General features: G+C 77.1%; 4 protein-coding genes. All 4 read right to left on the bottom strand.

The genetic code is table 11. The annotated features are described in order from the left end of the window. Positions 1-16: 16 nt before the first annotated feature. Genes ACF1AK_RS21230 through ACF1AK_RS21215 form a run of 4 tightly spaced genes read right to left on the bottom strand, consistent with a single transcriptional unit; the run spans position 17 to position 17,796 of the window. Positions 17-3,409 carry an amino acid adenylation domain-containing protein gene (locus ACF1AK_RS21230; protein WP_391500361.1) on the bottom strand — a complete coding sequence of 1,131 codons (3,393 nt, stop codon included), beginning with the start codon at positions 3,407-3,409 and terminating at the stop codon, positions 17-19. Continuing rightward, positions 3,402-6,743: a type I polyketide synthase gene (locus ACF1AK_RS21225; RefSeq protein ID WP_391500360.1), complete on the bottom strand. Its 3,342-nt coding sequence runs from the start codon at positions 6,741-6,743 to the stop codon at positions 3,402-3,404. Before ACF1AK_RS21225 ends, ACF1AK_RS21230 begins: the two co-directional genes overlap by 8 nt. After that, entirely contained in the window at positions 6,740-11,416 is a 4,677-nt protein-coding gene (locus ACF1AK_RS21220) for a beta-ketoacyl synthase N-terminal-like domain-containing protein (RefSeq protein ID WP_391500359.1), read from the bottom strand. The genes ACF1AK_RS21225 and ACF1AK_RS21220 overlap by 4 nt, the downstream gene beginning before the upstream one ends. A gap of 5 nt (positions 11,417-11,421) precedes the next feature. After that, positions 11,422-17,796, bottom strand: a complete 6,375-nt coding sequence (locus tag ACF1AK_RS21215) for an SDR family NAD(P)-dependent oxidoreductase (protein WP_391500358.1) — start codon at positions 17,794-17,796, stop codon at positions 11,422-11,424. Positions 17,797-18,302 lie beyond the last annotated feature (506 nt).

Genomic DNA, 18,302 nt, shown 5'->3' with positions numbered 1-18,302 from the left:
CTCTCACATCGGTCCCTCAGGAACGGGCGCGGCGCGCGGCCGCCTGTTGCCGCCGGGCACCGGCCCGGCGTCGGTGTTCCGCGCGTTCGCGCGCGTCCGGTCCGGGGGCCGCGGACGGCTCCCCCTCGGACCGGTTCAGATGGGCGGCCAGCGAGGCCACCGTCGGGTGCTGGAACAGCTCGACCATCGAGACCAGGTGCCCGGTGTCCGAGGCGAGCAGCGAACGCAGCTCGGCCATCAGCAGGGAGTGCCCGCCGAGGTCGAAGAAGTTGTCGTGGGCACCGACCCGCTCGATCCCCAGCACCTTGCGCCAGAGCTCGGCGAGGGTGCGCTCCAGACCGGTCCCGGGCGCGGCGAAGGGCTCCTGCGCCCGCCCGCCCTCCGGCTCCGGTTCCGGCAGCGCGGCGCGGTCCACCTTGCCGCTCGGGGTGAGCGGCAGGGCATCCAGCACCGCGAACGCGGCGGGCACCATGTACCCGGGCAGCTGTCCGCGCAGATGGGCGGCCAGCTCGGCGGGCCCCGGCGCCACGGCGCCGTCGGCCGCCGTCAGATGGGCGACCAGCCGGACGTCCCCGGCCCGGTGCTCCCGGGCCGTCACCACCGCCTCGCGCACCCGGGGGTGCGCGGTCAGCACCGCCTCGATCTCGCCCAGCTCGATCCGCAGGCCGCGCAGCTTCACCTGGTGGTCCAGCCGCCCCAGGAACTCCAGCGCGCCGTCCTCGCGGAACCGCGCGAGGTCCCCGGTGCGGTACAGCCGGGCCGCCGGGTCCGGGTCGAACGGGTCCGGCACGAAACGCTCGGCGGTCAGCTCCGGGCGGTTCAGGTAGCCGCGGGCCAGGCCCCGGCCGCCGATGTGCAGCTCCCCGGGCACCCCGACCGGCACCGGGCGCAGCGCCCCGTCCAGCACGTGGATCCGGGTGTTGGCGATCGGCCGGCCGATGGGCACCGGACGGCGCGGGTCGTCGTCCGGGCCGCAGGTCCAGTGGGTGACGTCGATCGCCGCCTCGGTCGGGCCGTACAGGTTGTACAGCCGGGCGCCGCTGCGGGCCAGGAACCGGTCCTGGAGGTCGCGCGGCAGCGCCTCGCCGCTGCACACCACCCGGCGCAGGCTGGTGCACTCCTCCACCGGCTCCTGGAGGAAGGCCTGGAGCATGGACGGCACGAAGTGCACCGTCGTGATCCGCTCCGCCCGGATCGTCCGGGACAGGTAGCCCGGGTCCCGGTGGCCCTCCGGGCGGGCCAGCACGAGCGTCGCGCCGGCGGCCAGCGGCCAGAAGAACTCCCACACCGAGACGTCGAAGGAGAACGGCGTCTTCTGCAGCACCCGGTCGTCCGCGTCCAGCCGGTAGGCGTCCTGCATCCACAGCAGCCGGTTGCGAATCGCGGCGTGCACGTTCATCACGCCCTTGGGCAGGCCGGTGGAGCCCGAGGTGTAGATGACGTAGGCGAGGTCCTCGCCGCCCACCTCGACGTCCGGGGCGGTGTCCGGGGCATCGCCCGGCGCGGCCTCGAACTCCTCGACGCACAGCACCTCGGCGCCGGTGCGGGGAAGCCGCGCGAGCACCCGGCGCTGGGCGAGCAGCACCGGCACCCGGGCGTCGCGGACCATGTGCTCCAGCCGGGCGGCCGGCAGCTCCGGGTCCAGCGGCAGGTACGCGCCGCCCGCCTTGAGCACCGCCAGCAGCGCCACCACCAGCTCGGGCGAGCGCTCCATCCCGACGCCGACCACGACGTCCCGGCCCACGCCGAGCCCGCGCAGCCGGTGCGCCAGCCGGTTGGCCCGCCGGTCCAGCTCCCGGTAACCGACCGACCGCCCCTCGAAGCGCAGCGCCTCCGCCTGCGGGTGCTGCCGCGCCCGCTCCTCGAAGGCCTGGTGGATCCAGCCCTCCGTGGCCGGCCACGGCCGCGCGGTGGCGTTGAACTCCTCGACGACGAGCCGCCGTTCGCGCTCCGTCAGCAGATCGAGCCGGTCCACCGGCCGGTCCGGCGCCGCCACCGCCTGCTCGGCGAGCCGGCGGAAGTGCGCGGCCAGCCGGACGACGGTGGACTCGTCGAACAGGTCGCGGTCGTACTCGAACCAGCCGCTCAGCCCGCCGTCCCGGTCGAAGGCCTGGAGCTCCAGGTCGAAGCGGGCGCCGCCGCTGCGCACCAGCACCTGCTCCAGCCGTGCACCGCCCAGGGTGAGGTCCGGCACCGCCTCCCGGCCGTAGGCGAAGCTCACCTGGTACACCGGCGGGCGGCTGAGGTCGCGGGCGGTGCCCAGCTCCCCGACCACCAGCTCGAACGGCACCTCCTGGTGCTCGTAGGCGCCCAGGCAGGCGGTGCGGACCCGCTCCAGCACCTCGCCGAACGACGGCTCGCCGTGCAGCTCGGTGCGGATCGGCAGGGTGTTGACGAAGTAGCCGATCAGCGGCTCCAGTTCGGGCCGGTCACGGACCGCCGTGGGTACGCCCACCACCACGTCGCGCTGCCGGCTCCAGCGGGCGAGCAGCACGGTGAAGACGGCCAGCAGCGCCATGTAGGTGGTCGCGCCGCGCCGGTGGGCGAGTGCGGCCAGCTCCCGCACCAGCGGCTCGGGCAGCTCGAACGGCAGCGCGCCGCCGTGGAAGCCCTGCACGGCCGGCCGCGGCCGGTCCGTCGGCAGCTCCAGCGCGGCCGGCGCGCCGGCCAGCCGCTCCCGCCAGTACGCCAACTGCCCGTCCCAGCGGCCCCGTTCCTGCTGCTCGCGCTGCCAGACGGCGAAGTCCGCGTACTGCACCGGGAGCTCCGGCAGCGGCGCGGGCCGGCCCTCGGCGAACGCCGCGTACAGTGCGGCGAGTTCGGACAGCAGCACCCAGAACGACCAGCGGTCCGAGACCAGGTGGTGCAGCGCCAGGGCGAGCACCGACTCGTCCTCGCCGGTGCGCAGCAGGGTCAGCCGCACCGGTGGCCCGGTCTCCAGGTCGAACGGCTCGCCGACCGCCGCCGCGGTGATCCGCGCGTCCAGCTCGGCCGCGCTCAGCCCGGCGTCCCGCAGGTCGATCTCCGGCAGCTCCGGCACCGCCGCCGGTCGCACCAGCTGCACCGGGCGGCCCTCGCGCAGGCCGAAGCCGGTGCGCAGCGCCTCGTGCCGGCGGACCACCTCGGCGAACGCCGCGCGCAGCACCCCGGCGTCCACCGGGCCGCGCACCCGCACCGCGCCCGGCACCACGTACGCCGGGTTGGCGGGGCGGACCTGCTCCAGGAACCACATGCCCTGCTGGAACACCGAGAGCGGGAAGACGTCCTCGGCGGGAGCCGCGGTCCGCCGCTCGGCGAGCAGCTGCTCCAGGCGGGCCCGCTGTTCCGGGGTCAGGGCGGCCAGCCGCCGGTCGAGCTCGGTCGGCCCGGCGGTCTCGCCCGTCCCGGGGGTCGGTGCCGTCTCAGCCATCGGAACGCTCCGTCTCCCCGGTCACCTGGTCCAGCAGGGCGAGCAGCTCGGCGTCGCGGTCGCCCGCGCGGGCCGCCCGGCGGATCGGCGCGCTCTCCTCGGCCTGCCCGGGGCGCGGGGCGGCGGCCAGCTCGCCGACCACCTGCTCGGCCAGGCTGCGCACGGTCGCGCCCTTGAGGAAGTCGGCCACGGTCACCTTGACGCCCAGCCGGGCCTGGATCTCGTTGCGCAGTTCCACGGCCATCAGCGAGTCCAGCCCGAGGGCGGACAGCGGCGCGTCGGGGTCCACGGTGGCCGCGCGCGAGCCGAGGGCGGTGCGCACCCCGGCGGTCAGCCCCGCCACCAGGGTCTCGACGCGCCGCTCGGCGGGCGCCTGTGCCAGCTCCTCGGCCGTGGGCAGCGCACCGGCCGAGGCCCGCCCGGGCGCCCCGGGCAGCGGTGCCGGCTGCTCGCGCCGGGGCCGCTCGGCGGTGCGGGGCGCGGGGGCCCGGCGGACCGGGCGGTCCGCCCGGCCCGGTCGGGGCGGACGGACCGCGGTGACCTCGCCGCTCGGCTCGTGCCAGCAGCGGGTGGCGGCGAACGGGTAGTGCGGCAGCGGGGTGCGGGCCCGGGCGTAGTCGCGGTCGAATCCGGCCCAGTCGACCTCGGCCCCCTCGACGTACAGCCGCCCGAGGCTGTCCAGCAGGACCTCCCAGTCGTCGAACTTGGGCCGCAGGCTGGGCAGCATCAGCACGTCGTCGCCGGTCAGCACCTCGCGGACCAGGCCCAGCAGGGTCGGCGCCGGGCCGACCTCCAGGAAGGTGCGGTAGCCCAGCTCGTACAGCGAGCGCACCCCGTCGGCGAAGAGCACCGGCTGCCGGGCGTGGCCCAGCCAGTACGCGGTGTCCAACGGCTGGTCCCACGGCCACAGCCGGCCGGTCAGGTTGGACACCAGCGGCAGCCGCGGGGCGCCGAGGACGACCTTCTCCAGCGCGGTCCGCAGCGGCTCCAGCACCGGTTCGACCAGCGGGGAGTGCGAGGAGGTGGAGATCCGCAGCCGGCGCACCTCGGCGCCGCGCGCGGTGAACGCCTCGCAGACCGCCTCGACCACCTCGCGCACCCCCGAGACGGTGGTGTTCGCCGGGCCGTTGACCGCGGCCACCGCCACCAGTGCGGCGTCATGGCGGGCGACCTCCGCGGCGACCTCCTCCGCCGGGGCGGAGATCGCGGCCATCGCCCCGGCGTCGGCGAGCCGCTGGAGCAGCCGGCCGCGCTCGGCGACCAGCCGCAGGCCGTCCTCCAGCGGCATCGCGCCCGCGAAGCAGGCGGCGGTGTACTCGCCGAGGCTGTGCCCGACCACGGCGGCCGGCTCCACGCCCCACGAGCGCCACAGCTCGGCCAGCGCGTACTCCACGGCGAACAGGCCGGGCTGGGCGAACTCCATGGTGTTGATCAGCTCGCCGTCCGCCTCCGAGGCCGGGTACACGGCGGAGAGCAGCGGCGCCGGCAGGACGTCCCGCAGGATCTCGTCGCACTGCTCCAGGGTGCGCCGGAAGGACGGCTGGGTCTCGAACAACTGCCGGGCCATCCCGGCGCGTTGAGGTCCCTGGCCGGTGAACAGGTAGACCGGATCGGCGGCCGTGCCCGGCCCGCCGTCCCGGGCGGTGCCCAGCAGCAGTCCCTCCCCGGCGTCGTCGCGCACGAAGTCCGCCAGCCGGTCGGCGAGTTCCCCGGCGGAGGCGCCCACCGCGGCGAGCCGGTGCGGGAAGTGCGAGCGGCCGGTGTTGGCGGAGAAGCAGAGGTCGGGCGCGTCCAGCGGGCCGGCCGCCGCCAGCCGGTCCTGGTAGCGGCGGGCGAGCTTGAGCAGCGCGCCGCCGCTCTTCGCCGACAGGGCCAGCACCGACAGCGGGCGGGCGTCGTCCGGCTCCGCCGCCGGGCGCCCGGGCGCCTGCTCCACGATCAGGTGGGCGTTGGTGCCGCTGAAGCCGAAGCTGCTCACACCCGCCGTCCGGGGCCCCGCGCCGGCCGGCCACGGGGTGAGCGCGGTGGGCACGGCGAAGGTGGTCCCGTCGAAGGAGATGTGCGGATTCAGCTCGCCGAAGTGCAGGTTCGCCGGGATCAGCCCGCGCTCCACGCAGAGCGCGGCCTTGATCAGCCCGGCGATCCCGGCCGCCGCCTCCAGATGGCCGAGGTTGGTCTTCACCGCGCCCAGGTAGAGCGGCTCGCCCTCCTCGCGGCCGTAGACCTCGGCCAGCGCCGCCACCTCGATCGGGTCGCCCAGCTTGGTGCCGGCGCCGTGGGTCTCGATGTACCCGAGCCGGTCCGGGCCGATGCCGGCGGCGGCCAGGGCGTGGCGGAACACCTCGCGCTGGGCCGCCCCGTTCGGCGCGGTCAGCCCGGAGCTGCGGCCGTCCTGGTTGACGGCCGAGCCGCGGATCACCGCGAGCACCCGGTCGCCGTCGCGCTCGGCGTCGGAGAGGCGCTTGAGCACCACCACGCCGCAGCCCTCGCTGCGGACGAAGCCGTTGGCCGCCGCGTCGAAGGTCTTGCAGCGGCCGTCGTCGGCGAGCATCTCCGGGAACTGCGAGAAGGAGATCGCCGCGTCGGGGGAGACCACCGCGTTGACCCCGCCGGCCATCGCCAGGTCGCACTCGCCCAGACGCAGGTTCTGGCAGGCCTGGTGCACGGCGACCAGCGAGGAGGAGCAGGCGGTGTCGACCGAGACGCTCGGGCCGCGCAGGTCCAGCAGGTAGGAGAGCCGGCCGCTGGCGATGCTGTGGGCGACGCCGGTGCTGGCGTGGGCGGTGATGTCGGCGGGCTCGCGGAACAGCAGCCCCGCGTAGTCGTTGCTGCAGATGCCGAGGAACACCCCGGTGCGGCTGCCGGCCAGCGCGTGCGGAGCCTGCCCCGCGTCCTCCAGGGCCTCCCAGGCGACTTCCAGCACCAGGCGCTGCTGCGGGTCCATGGAGACGGCCTCGCGGCGGGAGATGCCGAAGAACTCGTGGTCGAAGCGGTCGATCCGGTCCAGGAAGCCGCCCCAGCGGGTGCTGTGCTTGCCGGGGGTGCGCGGCCGCTCGTCGTACAGCGCCTCGACGTCCCAGCGGTCGGGCGGGATCTCGCCGATCGCGTCGGTACCGGCGGTGAGCAGGTCCCAGTAGGAGTCCGGGTCGCCCACGCCGCCGGGGAAGCGGCAGCCGGCGCCGATGATGGCGATCGGTTCGGTCCGCGCCCGCTCGTGGGCGTCGATCCGCTGCTGCATCCGTTCCATCGTCAGATAGGCGCGCTTCATCGCCGTCATCGACGCGGACCGGTCGTCGGGCGTGGCGGGCCGGGTGGTGTCGTCGCTGGTGGTCATCGTCCCTGTCCCCGGTCGGTCGGATCGGCATCGGCATCGGCAGCGGCGTCGAACTGCTCGGTCTTGGCGAGGAGGAGCGCTTCGAGCTCGCTCTCCGAGAGCCCGTCGAGGTCGACGGGGGCGGCGTTCTCCCGCACGGCGGCCGCCGCCCCGGCGCTCTCCCGGACGGCCGCGGGCGGGGCGGCCGCGGGCCGGCTCGCCCCGGCCGGGGCGGCGGCCTCCAGCGGGATGCCCATCCGCTCGGCGAGGAAGGGCACCAGCGCGTCCAGCGTCGGGTACTGCCAGCCGAGCGTGGCGGGCAGCGGCACACCGAGCGACAGCTCCAGCCGGGTGCGCAGCTCCAGGGTGCGCATGGAGTCGAAGCCGAGACCGGCCAGCGGTGCCGAGCTGTCGATCGCGGCGGCGTCCGCGCCGGGCCCGTCGAGCACCCGGGCGGCCAGCTCCCGGCAGTGCCGCACCAGCACGGCGCGTCGGCGCCGGCCCGGTTCGACCTCCAGCAGCCGGCGGCGGACCGCCTCCCCGCCGTCGGAGTCCGCGGCCGGGGCGCCGTCGCCGGCCGCCGAGGCCCGGACGATCGTCGCCGGGCTGCCCAGCAGCCGGGCCAGTGAGCCGAGGCCCTCGCCGTCGACGCTCAGTGCCGGCAGCCCCAGCGCCCGGCGGTGCGCGGCGAGCGCGTCCAGGCAGGCGCCGAGGGCGGTGTCGCGCCCGGCCCCGGTGGCCGGGTCGCACAGCACGAAGAAGTCCAGCGCGCGTTCGGCCGTGGCGAGGTGGAGCTGCCAGGCCTCGGCGGCCCGGGCCGCCGGGGCGCCCGTCGGGTCGTCCTCGCCGGCGCCGTCCTCCGGGGCGCTCGCGACGTGCACCACCCCGGCCACGTCCAGGCCGGCCAGCAGCGCGCCGGCCTCCCCGGGCCGCGCCAGGTCCGCGACCGGCAGCGCCACCTCCACACCCCGGGCGCGCAGTCCGGCCGCCGCCTCGGCGGCCCGGGCGGCGTCGGCGCCGGGGGAGCGGAGCAGCGCGATCCGGCGCGCGCCCAGCTCCGCCAGCCGTCCGGCGGCGGCCAGCGCGGCGGGCGTCGTCCCGCCGGTCACCAGGTAGCCGGCCCGGTCCGCCCGGACGACCGCGGGGCTCGGCGGCACCGCGATCTCCGGCGCCGGCTGCGGGCGCAGCACCAGTTTCCCGAGGTGCCGGGCCTGCGCCATGGCGGCGAACGCCTCCCGCGCCTCGCCGAACGGGCGGGCGGTGACCGGCAGCGGACCGAACTCCCCGCTGTCGAAGCCCCTCACCACCTCCGCGAACAGCTCGGCGAGCAGCTCCGGCTGCGCGTGGAAGGTGTGGTCGAGGTCGACCGCGAACAGCGCCCGGTTGCCCTTGAGGTGGCCGAGGCCGATCGGGTTGTCGTCGAAGATGTCGCGCTTGCCCAGCTCGACGAACCGCCCGCCCGGCGCCAGCAGCGCCAGCCCGCGCCGCAGCGCCTCCCCGGTCAGCGAGTTGAGCACCACATCGACCCCGCGCCCGGCGGTCGCCTCGGCGACCTCGTCGGCGAAGGCCGTCGAGCGCGAGTCCATCACCCGCTCCACCCCGCTCAGTTCGCGCAGGAAGCGGCGCTTGTCCGGCGTCCCGGCGGTGGCGAACACCCGGGCCCCGCGGCGCCGGGCCACCGCCAGCGCGGCCAGGCCCACCCCGCCGCTCGCCGAGTGGATCAGCACCGTCTCGCCCGACCGCAGCCGGGCCAGGTGGTCGAGCCCGTAGACGGCGGTCAGGAAGGCGACCGGGACGGCCGCCGCCTGCTCGTCGTCCAGCGCGGCCGGCCGCGGCGCCACCAGGTGCGCCTCGGTGGTGGCGTACGCCGCCAGCGCGGACGGCACCACGGCCATCACCCGGTCGCCGGGCCGGAAGCGGTCGACGCCCGCGCCGACCGTGCTGACCCGCCCGGCGCACTCGACGCCCAGCGGGACGCTCCCGGCGGCGCCCGGATAGGCGCCCATCGCCTTGAGCACGTCGCTGAAGTTCAGCCCGGCCGCCGCGATCTCGATCTCCACCTGGCCCGGGCCGGGCGCGGTCCGCTCCCAGCGGGTCGGCGTCAGGCTCTCCAGGAGGCCGGGCCGCACCGCCAGGATCCGGTGGTTGGTGTCCAGCTCCGGGTCGAACGGCCGCCGCTGCCAACCGGGTTCGGTGCCGTCCGCGGAGTCCTGCGGCACCCGCACCGGCACGTAGCGGGCCGGGCCGCGCAGCGCGGCGGCCGGCTCCCCGGCGGGGCGCAGCAGCACGTCCAGCAGCCGGGCGGGGTCGTCGCGGCCCGGGTCCGGGTCGAGGTCGACGACCAGCGGGTGGGGCGTGCCGGGCGCGGCCGCGGCCGCGCCGCGCAGCAGCGCCTGGGCCGGGTCGGGAGCCGGGTCGCGCTCGCTGACCCGCTGTGCGCCGCGGGTCAGCAGCGCGAGGCGCGGGGCGCCGGGCAGGCCCTCCTCGGCCAGCTCCCGGAGCAGCTGGAGCGCCGGGCGCACGGCGCGTTCGCGCTCCTCGGTGAGCGGGAACGGCGCGGGCCCGTCCGACCGAGGGCCGGGGGCGTCCAGGCCCCACGCGTGGACCACCCCGGCCCACGGCTCGTCGCCCGCGGTGCGCAGCTCCTTGAGCAGGGCGGTGAGGTCCTCCGGGCGGCGCGGGTCGAGCTCGTGGCGCAGCGCGTCCAGCCGCCGGGACCGCTCGCCGGGAGTGACGGTCACCACGCTGCCGTGCCGGGCCGTCAGCTCGGCGGCCAGCGCGTCGCCGACGCCCGTGCGGTCGGCGAACAGCAGCCACCGGCCGGGGGCGCCGGCCGGGGCCTCCTCGGCTCCGTCCCCGGCGGGGGCCCACTCCAGGGCGAACAGGGCGTGCCGGCCCTCCGCGGGCGCCCCGGCCGCCGGAGGCGGCACGGGCGCGGACACGGGCGCGGTCGCGGACGGGCCGGCCGGCTCCGGCGCGTACCGGCGGCGCTGCCACGGGTAGTGCGGCAGGTCCAGCACGGCCCGCGGCAGCGCCGCCGCCCCGTCGGGAGCGCCGTCGCCGCCCTGCTCGCGCTCGGAGAGCTCCACCCCGGACGCCGAACCGCCCCCGGCGAGCCCCTGCAGGGCCCGCAGCGCGGCGCCCCGGTCTCCGGCCGTGATCCGCGCCCGCAGCCGGTGCCGGGCCCGCCCGGCGGCGACCGTGTACGCGAACGCCGGATAGTCGGCGTCCGCCAGCCCGGTGAGCCGCTCGTGCAGGGCGCCCGCCAGCGCCCGCAGCGCCTCCGGGGTGCGGGCGGACAGCTCGAAGCCGTCGACCGGCCCCGCCGGCGCCGCGCCGCCGTCCTGCTCCTCGGCCGCGCCGAGGACCACCTGGGCATTGGTGCCGCCCATGCCGAAGGCGCTGACCAGCGCGTGCCGCCCGGCGCCCCGCGGCCACGGCCGCAGCGCCGTCGGCAGGGTGATGCCGGTGCCCTCCAGGTCGATCAGCGGGTTGAGGGTGGCGAAGTTGGCCAGCGGCGGCACCTCGCGCCGCCGCAGGCACAGCACCGCCTTCACCAGCCCGATCACCCCGGCCGCCGACTCCGGGTGCCCCAGATTGCCCTTCACCGAGCCGACCGCCAGCTCGGCCCCGCCGTTGCGCCGGCCCAGCGCGGCGGCGATCGCCTCCATCTCGATGGTGTCCCCGAGCGAGGTGCCCGTCCCGTGCGCCTCCACCAGGCCGATGTCCGCGGGGGCCAGCCCCGCGTCCGCCAGCACCGCCTCGGTCAGCGCGACCTCCGACAGCACGTTGGGCGCCGTGAACCCGGTCGAACGGCCGGTCTGGTTCACCGCCGAGCCGTGCACCACCGCGTGCACCCGGTCGCCGTCGCGCCGGGCGTCCTCCAGCCGCTTGAGGACCAGCACACCGCAGCCCTCGCCCCGGGTGAAGCCGTTCGCCCGGGCGTCGAACGGGCTGCACCGCCCGTCCGGCGAGAGCGTGCCCGCCAGCTGGTGCAGCCGGGTCGCCCGCGGCGACAGCACCAGGTTCACCCCGCCGGCCAGCGCCACGTCGCACTCCCGGCGGGCCAGCGCCTGGCGCGCCAGGTGCACCGAGACCAGCGAGGACGAACAGGCGGTGTCCACCGTGATGGCCGGACCGGCCAGCCCCAGCGCGTACGCGACCCGCCCGACCGTGAAGCAGTGGCCGTTGCCGCCCGCCCAGTGGGTGTCCAGCTCCCCGCTGTGCCAGTCCCAGTACTCCTGCCCGGTGACCCCGACGAACAGCCCGGTGCGGGCGGCGTCCAGTCGGTCCGGCGGGAGCGCCGCGTTCTCCAGCGCCTCCCAGGCGACCTCCAGCAGCAGCCGCTGCTGCGGATCGGTGCCGCGGGCCTCCTCGGCGCCCATGCCGAAGAACTCCGCGTCGAAGTCCATCACCTCGTCCAGGAACCCGCCGGTGTGCGGCAGCCGCTCCCACTCGGCGGCGAACGGCCCGCGCCGCCCGGCGGGCAGCGGGCCCACCAGGTCCCGGCCGGCGGCCAGCGCCGACCAGTAGCCGTCCAGGTCGGCGATGCCGCCCGGCAGCCGCAGGCCGATGCCGACCACGGCCAGCGGGCCGGTGCCGCTCGCGGCGTCCAGCTGCGCCCGCAGCTTGCGGACCGTGTCCAGCGCCCTGGTCAGCGGCGTGGGCGCGGTGGTCGTCTGCTGATCCGTCATCGCGCTCAGCCCTCGCCGTCGGTGGCCGCGCCCGCCGGGGCGTCCTCGTCCGCCTGCTCGCCGAGCAGCCGCTCGGCCAGCACCGCGGACAGCGCCCGGGGCGTGCCGTACGTCCACAGCAGGGTCGGCGACAGGCGCAGCCCGAACGCCGCCTCCAGCCGGTTGCGCAGCTCCAGGCCCATCAGCGAGTCCAGCCCGAGCGACTTGAACGGCGTGTCCCGGTCGACCGCCCCGGTGTCCAGCCGCAGCACCCGGCCGGCCAGCTCCTGCACCTTGGCCTCCAGCAGCTCCGGCCAGCGCTCCTCGGGCGCGGCCCGCAGTTCGGCGAGGAAGGCCGCCCCCGCGCTGCTGCCGCCGCCCCCGTGCCGGGCCAGCTCGCGCAGCGCGCTCCAGCTCTCCAGCGTCACCGCGTCGGGGTACGCCTCCAGGTACTGCCGCAGGTCGATCGGCACATAGGCGACCACCTGCTCGTCACCTCCCAGGAAGCCCTCCAGGGCCCGCCACGCCTCCTCGGTGGAGAAGCCGGCCATGCCGCGCTCCGCGAGCCGGTTGCCGCGGTTGTCCTCCGCGGCCGCCAGACCGACGTCGCTGAACGGCCCCCACTGCACGCTCAGCGCCGGCCGCCCGCGCCTGCGGCGGGAGACCGCCAGCGCGTCCAGGTAGGCGTTGCCCGCCGCGTAGGCCGCCTGCCCGGCGTTGCCGAACAGCGCCGCCGCCGAGGAGAACAGCAGGAAGAAGTCCAGCGGGTCGTCCGCGGTCACCGCGTCCAGGTTGGCCGCGCCGTCGACCTTGGGCGCCAGCACCCGGTGCAGCTGCCCGGGCGTCAGATTGAGCACCGTCGCGTCGTCCAGCAGACCGGCCGCGTGCACCACGCCGCGCAGCGGCGGCAGCTGCTCGTGCACCCGCCGCACCGCCGCCGGGTCGGCAACGTCCGCCGCGAAGACGTCCACCCGCGCGCCGAGCGCCCGCAGTGCCTCGATCCGCGCCACCGCGTCCTCGCGCGGCGCCGAGCGCCCGACCAGCGCCAGCCGGCCCGCGCCCCGTTCGGCCATGAACTCCGCCAGCGACAGGCCGAGCGCGCCGAGGCCGCCGGTGATCAGATAGGTGCCGTCGCCCCGGAACCGGCCGTCGCGCAGCGGCTCCGGAGCCACCTCGGCGACCGTCGCCGGGTCCTGGAGCACGAACTTGCCGATGTGGTTGCCGCGCGCCATCTCCCGCATCGCCTCGGCGGCCTGCGCGAACGGGCGGCTCAGCACCGGCAGCGGCCGCAGCCCGCCCGCCTCGACCCGCTCCCACACCTCGGCGAACAGCCGGGTGAACAGCGCCGGACGGCGGGCGATCACCCCCGCGAGGTCCAGCGAGGCCAGCGAGATCCCCTTGCGGAAGGCGTCCAGGGCCAGCGTGCGCCCGCCGTAGATGTCGGCCTTGCCGACCTCGACGAACCGCCCGCCCTCGGCCAGCACCTCCAGGCCCAGCGGGATCGCCGCGCCGGTCAGCGAGTTGAGGACGACGTCCACCCCGCGGCCCCCGGTCGCCCCGCGCACGAGGCCGGCCCAGGAGAGGTCCCGGGAGTCGAAGACGTGCCGGATGCCCAGCCCGCGCAGATGGGCGCGCTTCTCCTCGCTGCCCGCCGTGGCCAGCACCTCGGCGCCGAGCAGCCGCGCCACCTCGATCGCCGCCAGGCCCAGGCCGCCGGCCGCCGAGTGGATCAGCACCGTCTCGCCGGGCTGCAGCGAGGCCAGGTGCCGCAGCCCGTACCAGGCGGTGATGGTCACCGCCGGGAACGCCGCCGCGTCCTGCGCGGACATCTCCGCCGGCACGGGCTGCGCGTGGTCGGCGAGCACCGTCCAGTGGGTGGCCAGCGCGCCGCCGCTGGTGCAGGCGACCACCCGGTCACCCGGGGCGAACCGGGTCACGCCCTCGCCGGTCCTGGTCACCACGCCCGCGCCGTCCAGGCCGAGCAGCCGGGCGTCGGCCGACGGGTCGGGGTAGGTGCCCATCACCTTCATCACGTCGATGAAGTTCAGCGCGGCCGCGTCCACCGCGATCTCGATCTCCCCGGCGCCGGGCGCCCGCCGCTCCAGCGGGCGGAACGCCAGGCCGTCCCAGGTGCCCTGACGGTCCGGGGCGAGCCGGAACGGCTGCGCCGCGGCCGTCCGCCAGGCGGGCCGGGCCGGCCCCGCCGCGGCGTCCGGCGCCGCCGCGCCGCGCACCAGCCGGCCGACCAGCCGCTCGTCGCCGTGCAGCACCACCTGGTCCGCGCCGCCCTCGGCGGCCAGCTCGGCCGCGCACCGCGCCGCCCAGCCGTCGTCCGCCGCGGCCACGTCCACCAGCACCGGCCGCAGCTCCGGGTGCTCGCCGCGCAGCACCCGGGCGAAGCCCCAGTACAGCGCCGCACCCGGATCGCCCTCGCCGGGCGCCGACGCCGGCAGCTGCGCGTCGGCGGTCACCACGGCCAGCCGGGGCACCAGCGGGCGGGTCGCACAGGCACGCACCAGCGCGGCCAGCGCCGACAGACCCGCGCGCTGGGCGTCCGGGCCGGCGTCCGCGCGCGGCGCCACGAAGACCACACCGGTCAGGCCCTCGACCGAGGCCAGGCGCTCCTCCCAGGCCCCGTCGTCCCCGGCCGCCTCGCCGTCCACCACCCGGGCCTGCGCGGTGCCGCCGAGCGCGCCCAGCGCCTCGGCCAGCTCACCGGCCCGCGACCGGGCCGCCGTGGCGTCGGCCGCCTCGACCGCGCACACCGCCCAGCGGCCGGGGGCCGCCGTCCCGCCGCCCTCCGCGCCCCCGTCGCCCTCCGCGCCCTCCGCCCGGGCCGACGGCCGGAACTCCATCCGGTGGATCCGCTCCGCGTCCGCCGCGCCCGGGTCGGCCGAGGCCGCCAGGGCCCGCATCCGCAGCCCGAGCAGGCTCAGCACCGGCCGGCGCCCGCCGTCGAACAGGAACAGGTCGACCTCCTCGCCGCCGTCCCGGCGCACCGCGTGCGACCAGAGCGCGGTGACCGGCTCCGCCAGGTCCGTGTGCAGGTGGATCCGCCCCACCCCGACCGGCACCGCCGCCTCGTCACCGGGGAACAGCGGGATCGACGCCTGCAGCGCCGCGTCCCACAGTGCCGGGTGCAGCCGGTGCGGGTAGCCGGAGACCAGCAGTCCGTCCGGCAGCCGCACCTCGGCCAGGCTCTCCGCGGCGTCCCCGCGCAGACCCACCACGCCCTGGAACGCCGGACCGTAGTTCAGCCCCCGCGCCGCGCAGTCCGCGTAGAACTCCCCGGCCGGGGCCGCCTCCAGGCCGAGCATCCACTCGGGGAAGGACGGCAGCGCGCGCGCCGTGTCCTCGGCCAGCACCCGCGCCGTGGCGTGCCGCACCCAGCCCTGCGCGCCCGGCTCCAGCGAGGAGAGGGTGAAGCTGCCACCGCCGGTGACGTCGTCCCGCCAGCCCAGCGCCACCGTCACCGGCTCCTCGGTGAGGGTGAGGTGGCTGTGCAGACCGACGTCGGCGAGCGTGCGGTGCGCCCCGCCGGTGCGGGTCAGCGCCGTGCGCAGCGCCAGCTCCAGCATCGCGGTGCCGGGCAGCACCACCGCGTCGTACACCCGGTGGTCGCGCACCCAGGGCAGGTCAGCCGGGGCCAGCTCCAGCGTCCCTGACCAGGCCCCCTGCTCGGTCACCGACGGCACCAGCTGCAGCGCGTCCCCCGCGCCGCCCGCGGTGCGCCGGCGGGCCGGCTCCACCCAGTGGGCGGTGCGCTGCCACGGGTACGGCGGCACCGGCGCCCAGGCCGACCGGGGCAGCGCGCCGAACGGCTCCAGACCGCTCACGTAGGCCCGCGCCATCGCCTCGCGCAGCATGCCCGGCGAGCCCTGGTCGCGCCGCAGCGTCGACAGCACCTGCGGCGGGACGGGCCGCTGCGCGGCCAGCTGCTCCAGCGCCGGGGTGAGCACCGGGTGCGGGCTGATCTCCACCACATGGGTGACCCCGGTGTCGAACAGCCGCTCCATCGCGTCGGCGAACAGCACCGGGCGGCGCAGGTTGTCCACCCAGTACCGGGCGTCCAGCTCGGGACCCTCCAGCGGGGCCACCCGCACCGTCGACATCAGCCCGACGGTGCCCCGGCCCGGGCGCACCGACCGCAGGGCCGCCAGCAGGTCGTCCTCCAGCTCGTCCATCTGCGGGCTGTGCGAGGCGTAGTCCACGTTGACCAGCCGGCAGAAGGTGCCCTCGGCCTCCAGCAACTCCTTGAGCGCCAGGACCAGTTCGGTGTCCCCGGAGAGCACGCAGCTGTTCGGCCCGTTGTTCACGGCCAGCGAGACGCCCTCCTCGAAGCCGGACAGCGCCGCCTTCGCGGCGTCCAGCGAGAGGTCCACCGCCAGCATCCGGCCCTTGCCCGAGGTGCGCCGGGCGATCGCGCTGCGCCGGGCGACGACCATCGCGCCGTCCTCGTAGGAGAGGATGCCCGCGGCGGTGGCCGCGGTGACCTCGCCCTGGCTGTGGCCGACCACGACGTCCGGCTCCACCCCGGCCGCCCGCCACACCTCGCACAGGCCCAGCGAGACCGCCCACAGGGTCGGCTGGAGCATGTCGATCCGCGACAGCCACTCCTCGCCGGCCTCGCCGGAGACGACCTCCACCAGGTTCCAGTCGGTGTACGGCTCCAGGGCCTTCGCGCAGCGGCGGATCACGGCGGCGAACACCGGGTCCGAGGCGAGCAGTTCACGGCCCATCGCGTGCCACTGGGAGCCCTGGCCGGGGAAGACGAAGGCGGTGCGCCCGTGCGGCGCGGCGCGTCCGGTGACCACCCCGGCCCCGGCGGCGCCGGGGTCGGCGGCCAGCTGCTCCAGGTGCCCGGCCGCCTCGGCCGCGCCGGTGGCGGTGACGGCCGCGCGGACCGGGAACTGGTCGCGCTGCCAGGCCAGGGTGCCGGCCAGCTCCGGGAGCGCGGCGGCGCCGGAGACCAGCACCTCGCGCAGCTCGCGGGCGCGCTCGGCGAACGCCTGCTCGTTGTGGGCCGAGACCGGCAGCAGCACCGCGCGCTCCGCCCCGGCCGGCACCGCGCCGTCCGTCGCGGCGGGCGCGGGGGCGGGGGTGTCCGGCGCGCCGGTCAGCACCACGTGCGCGTTGGTGCCGCCCCAGCCGAAGCTGCTCACGCCGAGGAAGACCTGCTCGTCGGCGGGCAGCGGCAGCGGCTCGCGCACCACCGTCAGGTTCAGCTCGTCGAAGGCGATGTCGGGGTTGAGCTCGGCGGAGTGCAGGCTCGGCGGCACCACCCCGTGACGCAGCGACAGCAGCGCCTTGAACAGCCCGGGGATGCCGGCGGCGGCCTCCAGGTGGCCGATGTTGGTCTTCACCGAGCCGATCGGCAGCGGGCCCGCGTCCGCGCTGCGGGCCTGCCCGAGGACCCGGCCGACGGCGCCGGCCTCGATCGGGTCGCCGACCGCGGTGCCGGTGCCGTGCGCCTCCAGGTAGGCGACCCGGTCGGCCGGGATGCCCCACTGGCGGTAGGAGTCGCGCAGCAGCCGCTCCTGGCCCAGCGGGCTGGGCGCGACGACGCTCTGGCCGCCGCCGTCGTTGTTCACCGCCGTGCCGGCGATGACGCCGTGGATCCGGTCGCCGTCGGCGAGCGCGCGGGCGACCGTCTTCACGTACAGGGCGCCGACGCCCTCGCCGCGCACGAAGCCGTTGGCCCCGGCGCCGAAGGCCTTGCAGCGGCCGTCGGGGGAGAGGCCGCCGAAGTAGGTGAGGCCGATCGAGGCGGTCGGGTCGAGCATCAGCGCGACGCCGCCGATGATCGCGGCGTCGACCTCGCCGGCGCGCAGCGCCTGGGCGGCGAGGTGCGCGGCGACCAGCGCGGAGGAGCAGCCGGTCTCCACGACCAGGCTGGGGCCGGTGAGGCCGAGGAAGTAGGAGACCCGGGCGGCGATCATGTCGAGCGCGTAGCCGGGGGCGGTGTGCTGGGTGACGCCGCTGCCGCTCTTGCGGCCGACGTGCTCGTAGTCGTGCCAGCCGGCGCCGACGAAGACGCCGGTCCGGCTGCCGGCCAGCGCGCGGGCGGGCGTACCGGCGTCCTCCAGGGCCCGCCAGGCGGCCTCCAGCATCAGCCGCTGCTGGGGGTCGAGCATCTCGGCCTCGCGCGGGGAGATGCCGAAGAAGGTGGCGTCGAACCGGTCGACGTCGTCGAGGAATCCGCCGACGGCCTGGATCTCCCGCTGCGGGTCGAGCTGGGCGGTGGCGTCCCACCGGGTGGCGGGGACGGGACGGATGGCGTCGCGCCGCTCCGTCATCAGCCGCCAGAAGCTCTCGACGTCGGGGGCGTCGGGGAACCGGCCCGCCATGCCGACGACGGCCAGGGCCTGGGTCGGGTCCTGGACCACGGGGTCTGTGTGCATGTCCTCTTCCTCCGGCATCCGGGGTGAGCGGGCTTCGGGCGTGGCCGGGCACCCGGCCGGGGCGTACGGGGGCGCACGGCCGGACGGGGACCGGCCGGCGCGGGCAGGGCTCGTGGCCTGCGGGGCGCGCGGGCGGTGGTGGGCGTCGGGGCAGACGGCGGTCGGGGTGACGGACGGGCTGGGGTGACGGAAGGGTGCGGATGGGCCGGGCGGGGCGGACGGGCCCTGCGCGGCGGACGGTCACCAGTGCGCATCGTGGTCCTGGTGGGTGACCGGCGACAAGGCTTCGACCTGCTTCCACTGACGTTTGTCACGTCCCGCTCCGAGGGCACCGGATCGCCCCCCGGGGCCGGGATAGGTTGAGGGGTCGACGGCGGATGACACGCGTAGATCCGCGGCTCCGCCGGCGCTGCAGGTCCTGCCGCGGACATGTCCTCACCCGGACATTCGGAACCCGTCGACGGGGCCGGACGGCCGGCCGCACACTGGGCCGCGGCCGAAACGAT

The sequence above is a fragment of the Kitasatospora sp. NPDC015120 genome (assembly GCF_043080305.1).
Lineage (GTDB): Bacteria > Actinomycetota > Actinomycetes > Streptomycetales > Streptomycetaceae > Kitasatospora.
The sequence above is the reverse complement of the archived record's forward strand: the minus strand, read 5'-3'. Positions and strand labels throughout refer to the sequence as shown.

What these genes read in the sequence shown, in the direction of transcription:
- ACF1AK_RS21215 (WP_391500358.1), bottom strand. Translation starts at nt 17,796, where the DNA reads ATGCACACAGACCCCGTGGTCCAGGACCCGACCCAGGCCCTGGCCGTC.
- ACF1AK_RS21230 (WP_391500361.1), bottom strand. Translation starts at nt 3,409, where the DNA reads ATGGCTGAGACGGCACCGACCCCCGGGACGGGCGAGACCGCCGGGCCG.
- ACF1AK_RS21225 (WP_391500360.1), bottom strand. Translation starts at nt 6,743, where the DNA reads ATGACCACCAGCGACGACACCACCCGGCCCGCCACGCCCGACGACCGG.
- ACF1AK_RS21220 (WP_391500359.1), bottom strand. Translation starts at nt 11,416, where the DNA reads ATGACGGATCAGCAGACGACCACCGCGCCCACGCCGCTGACCAGGGCG.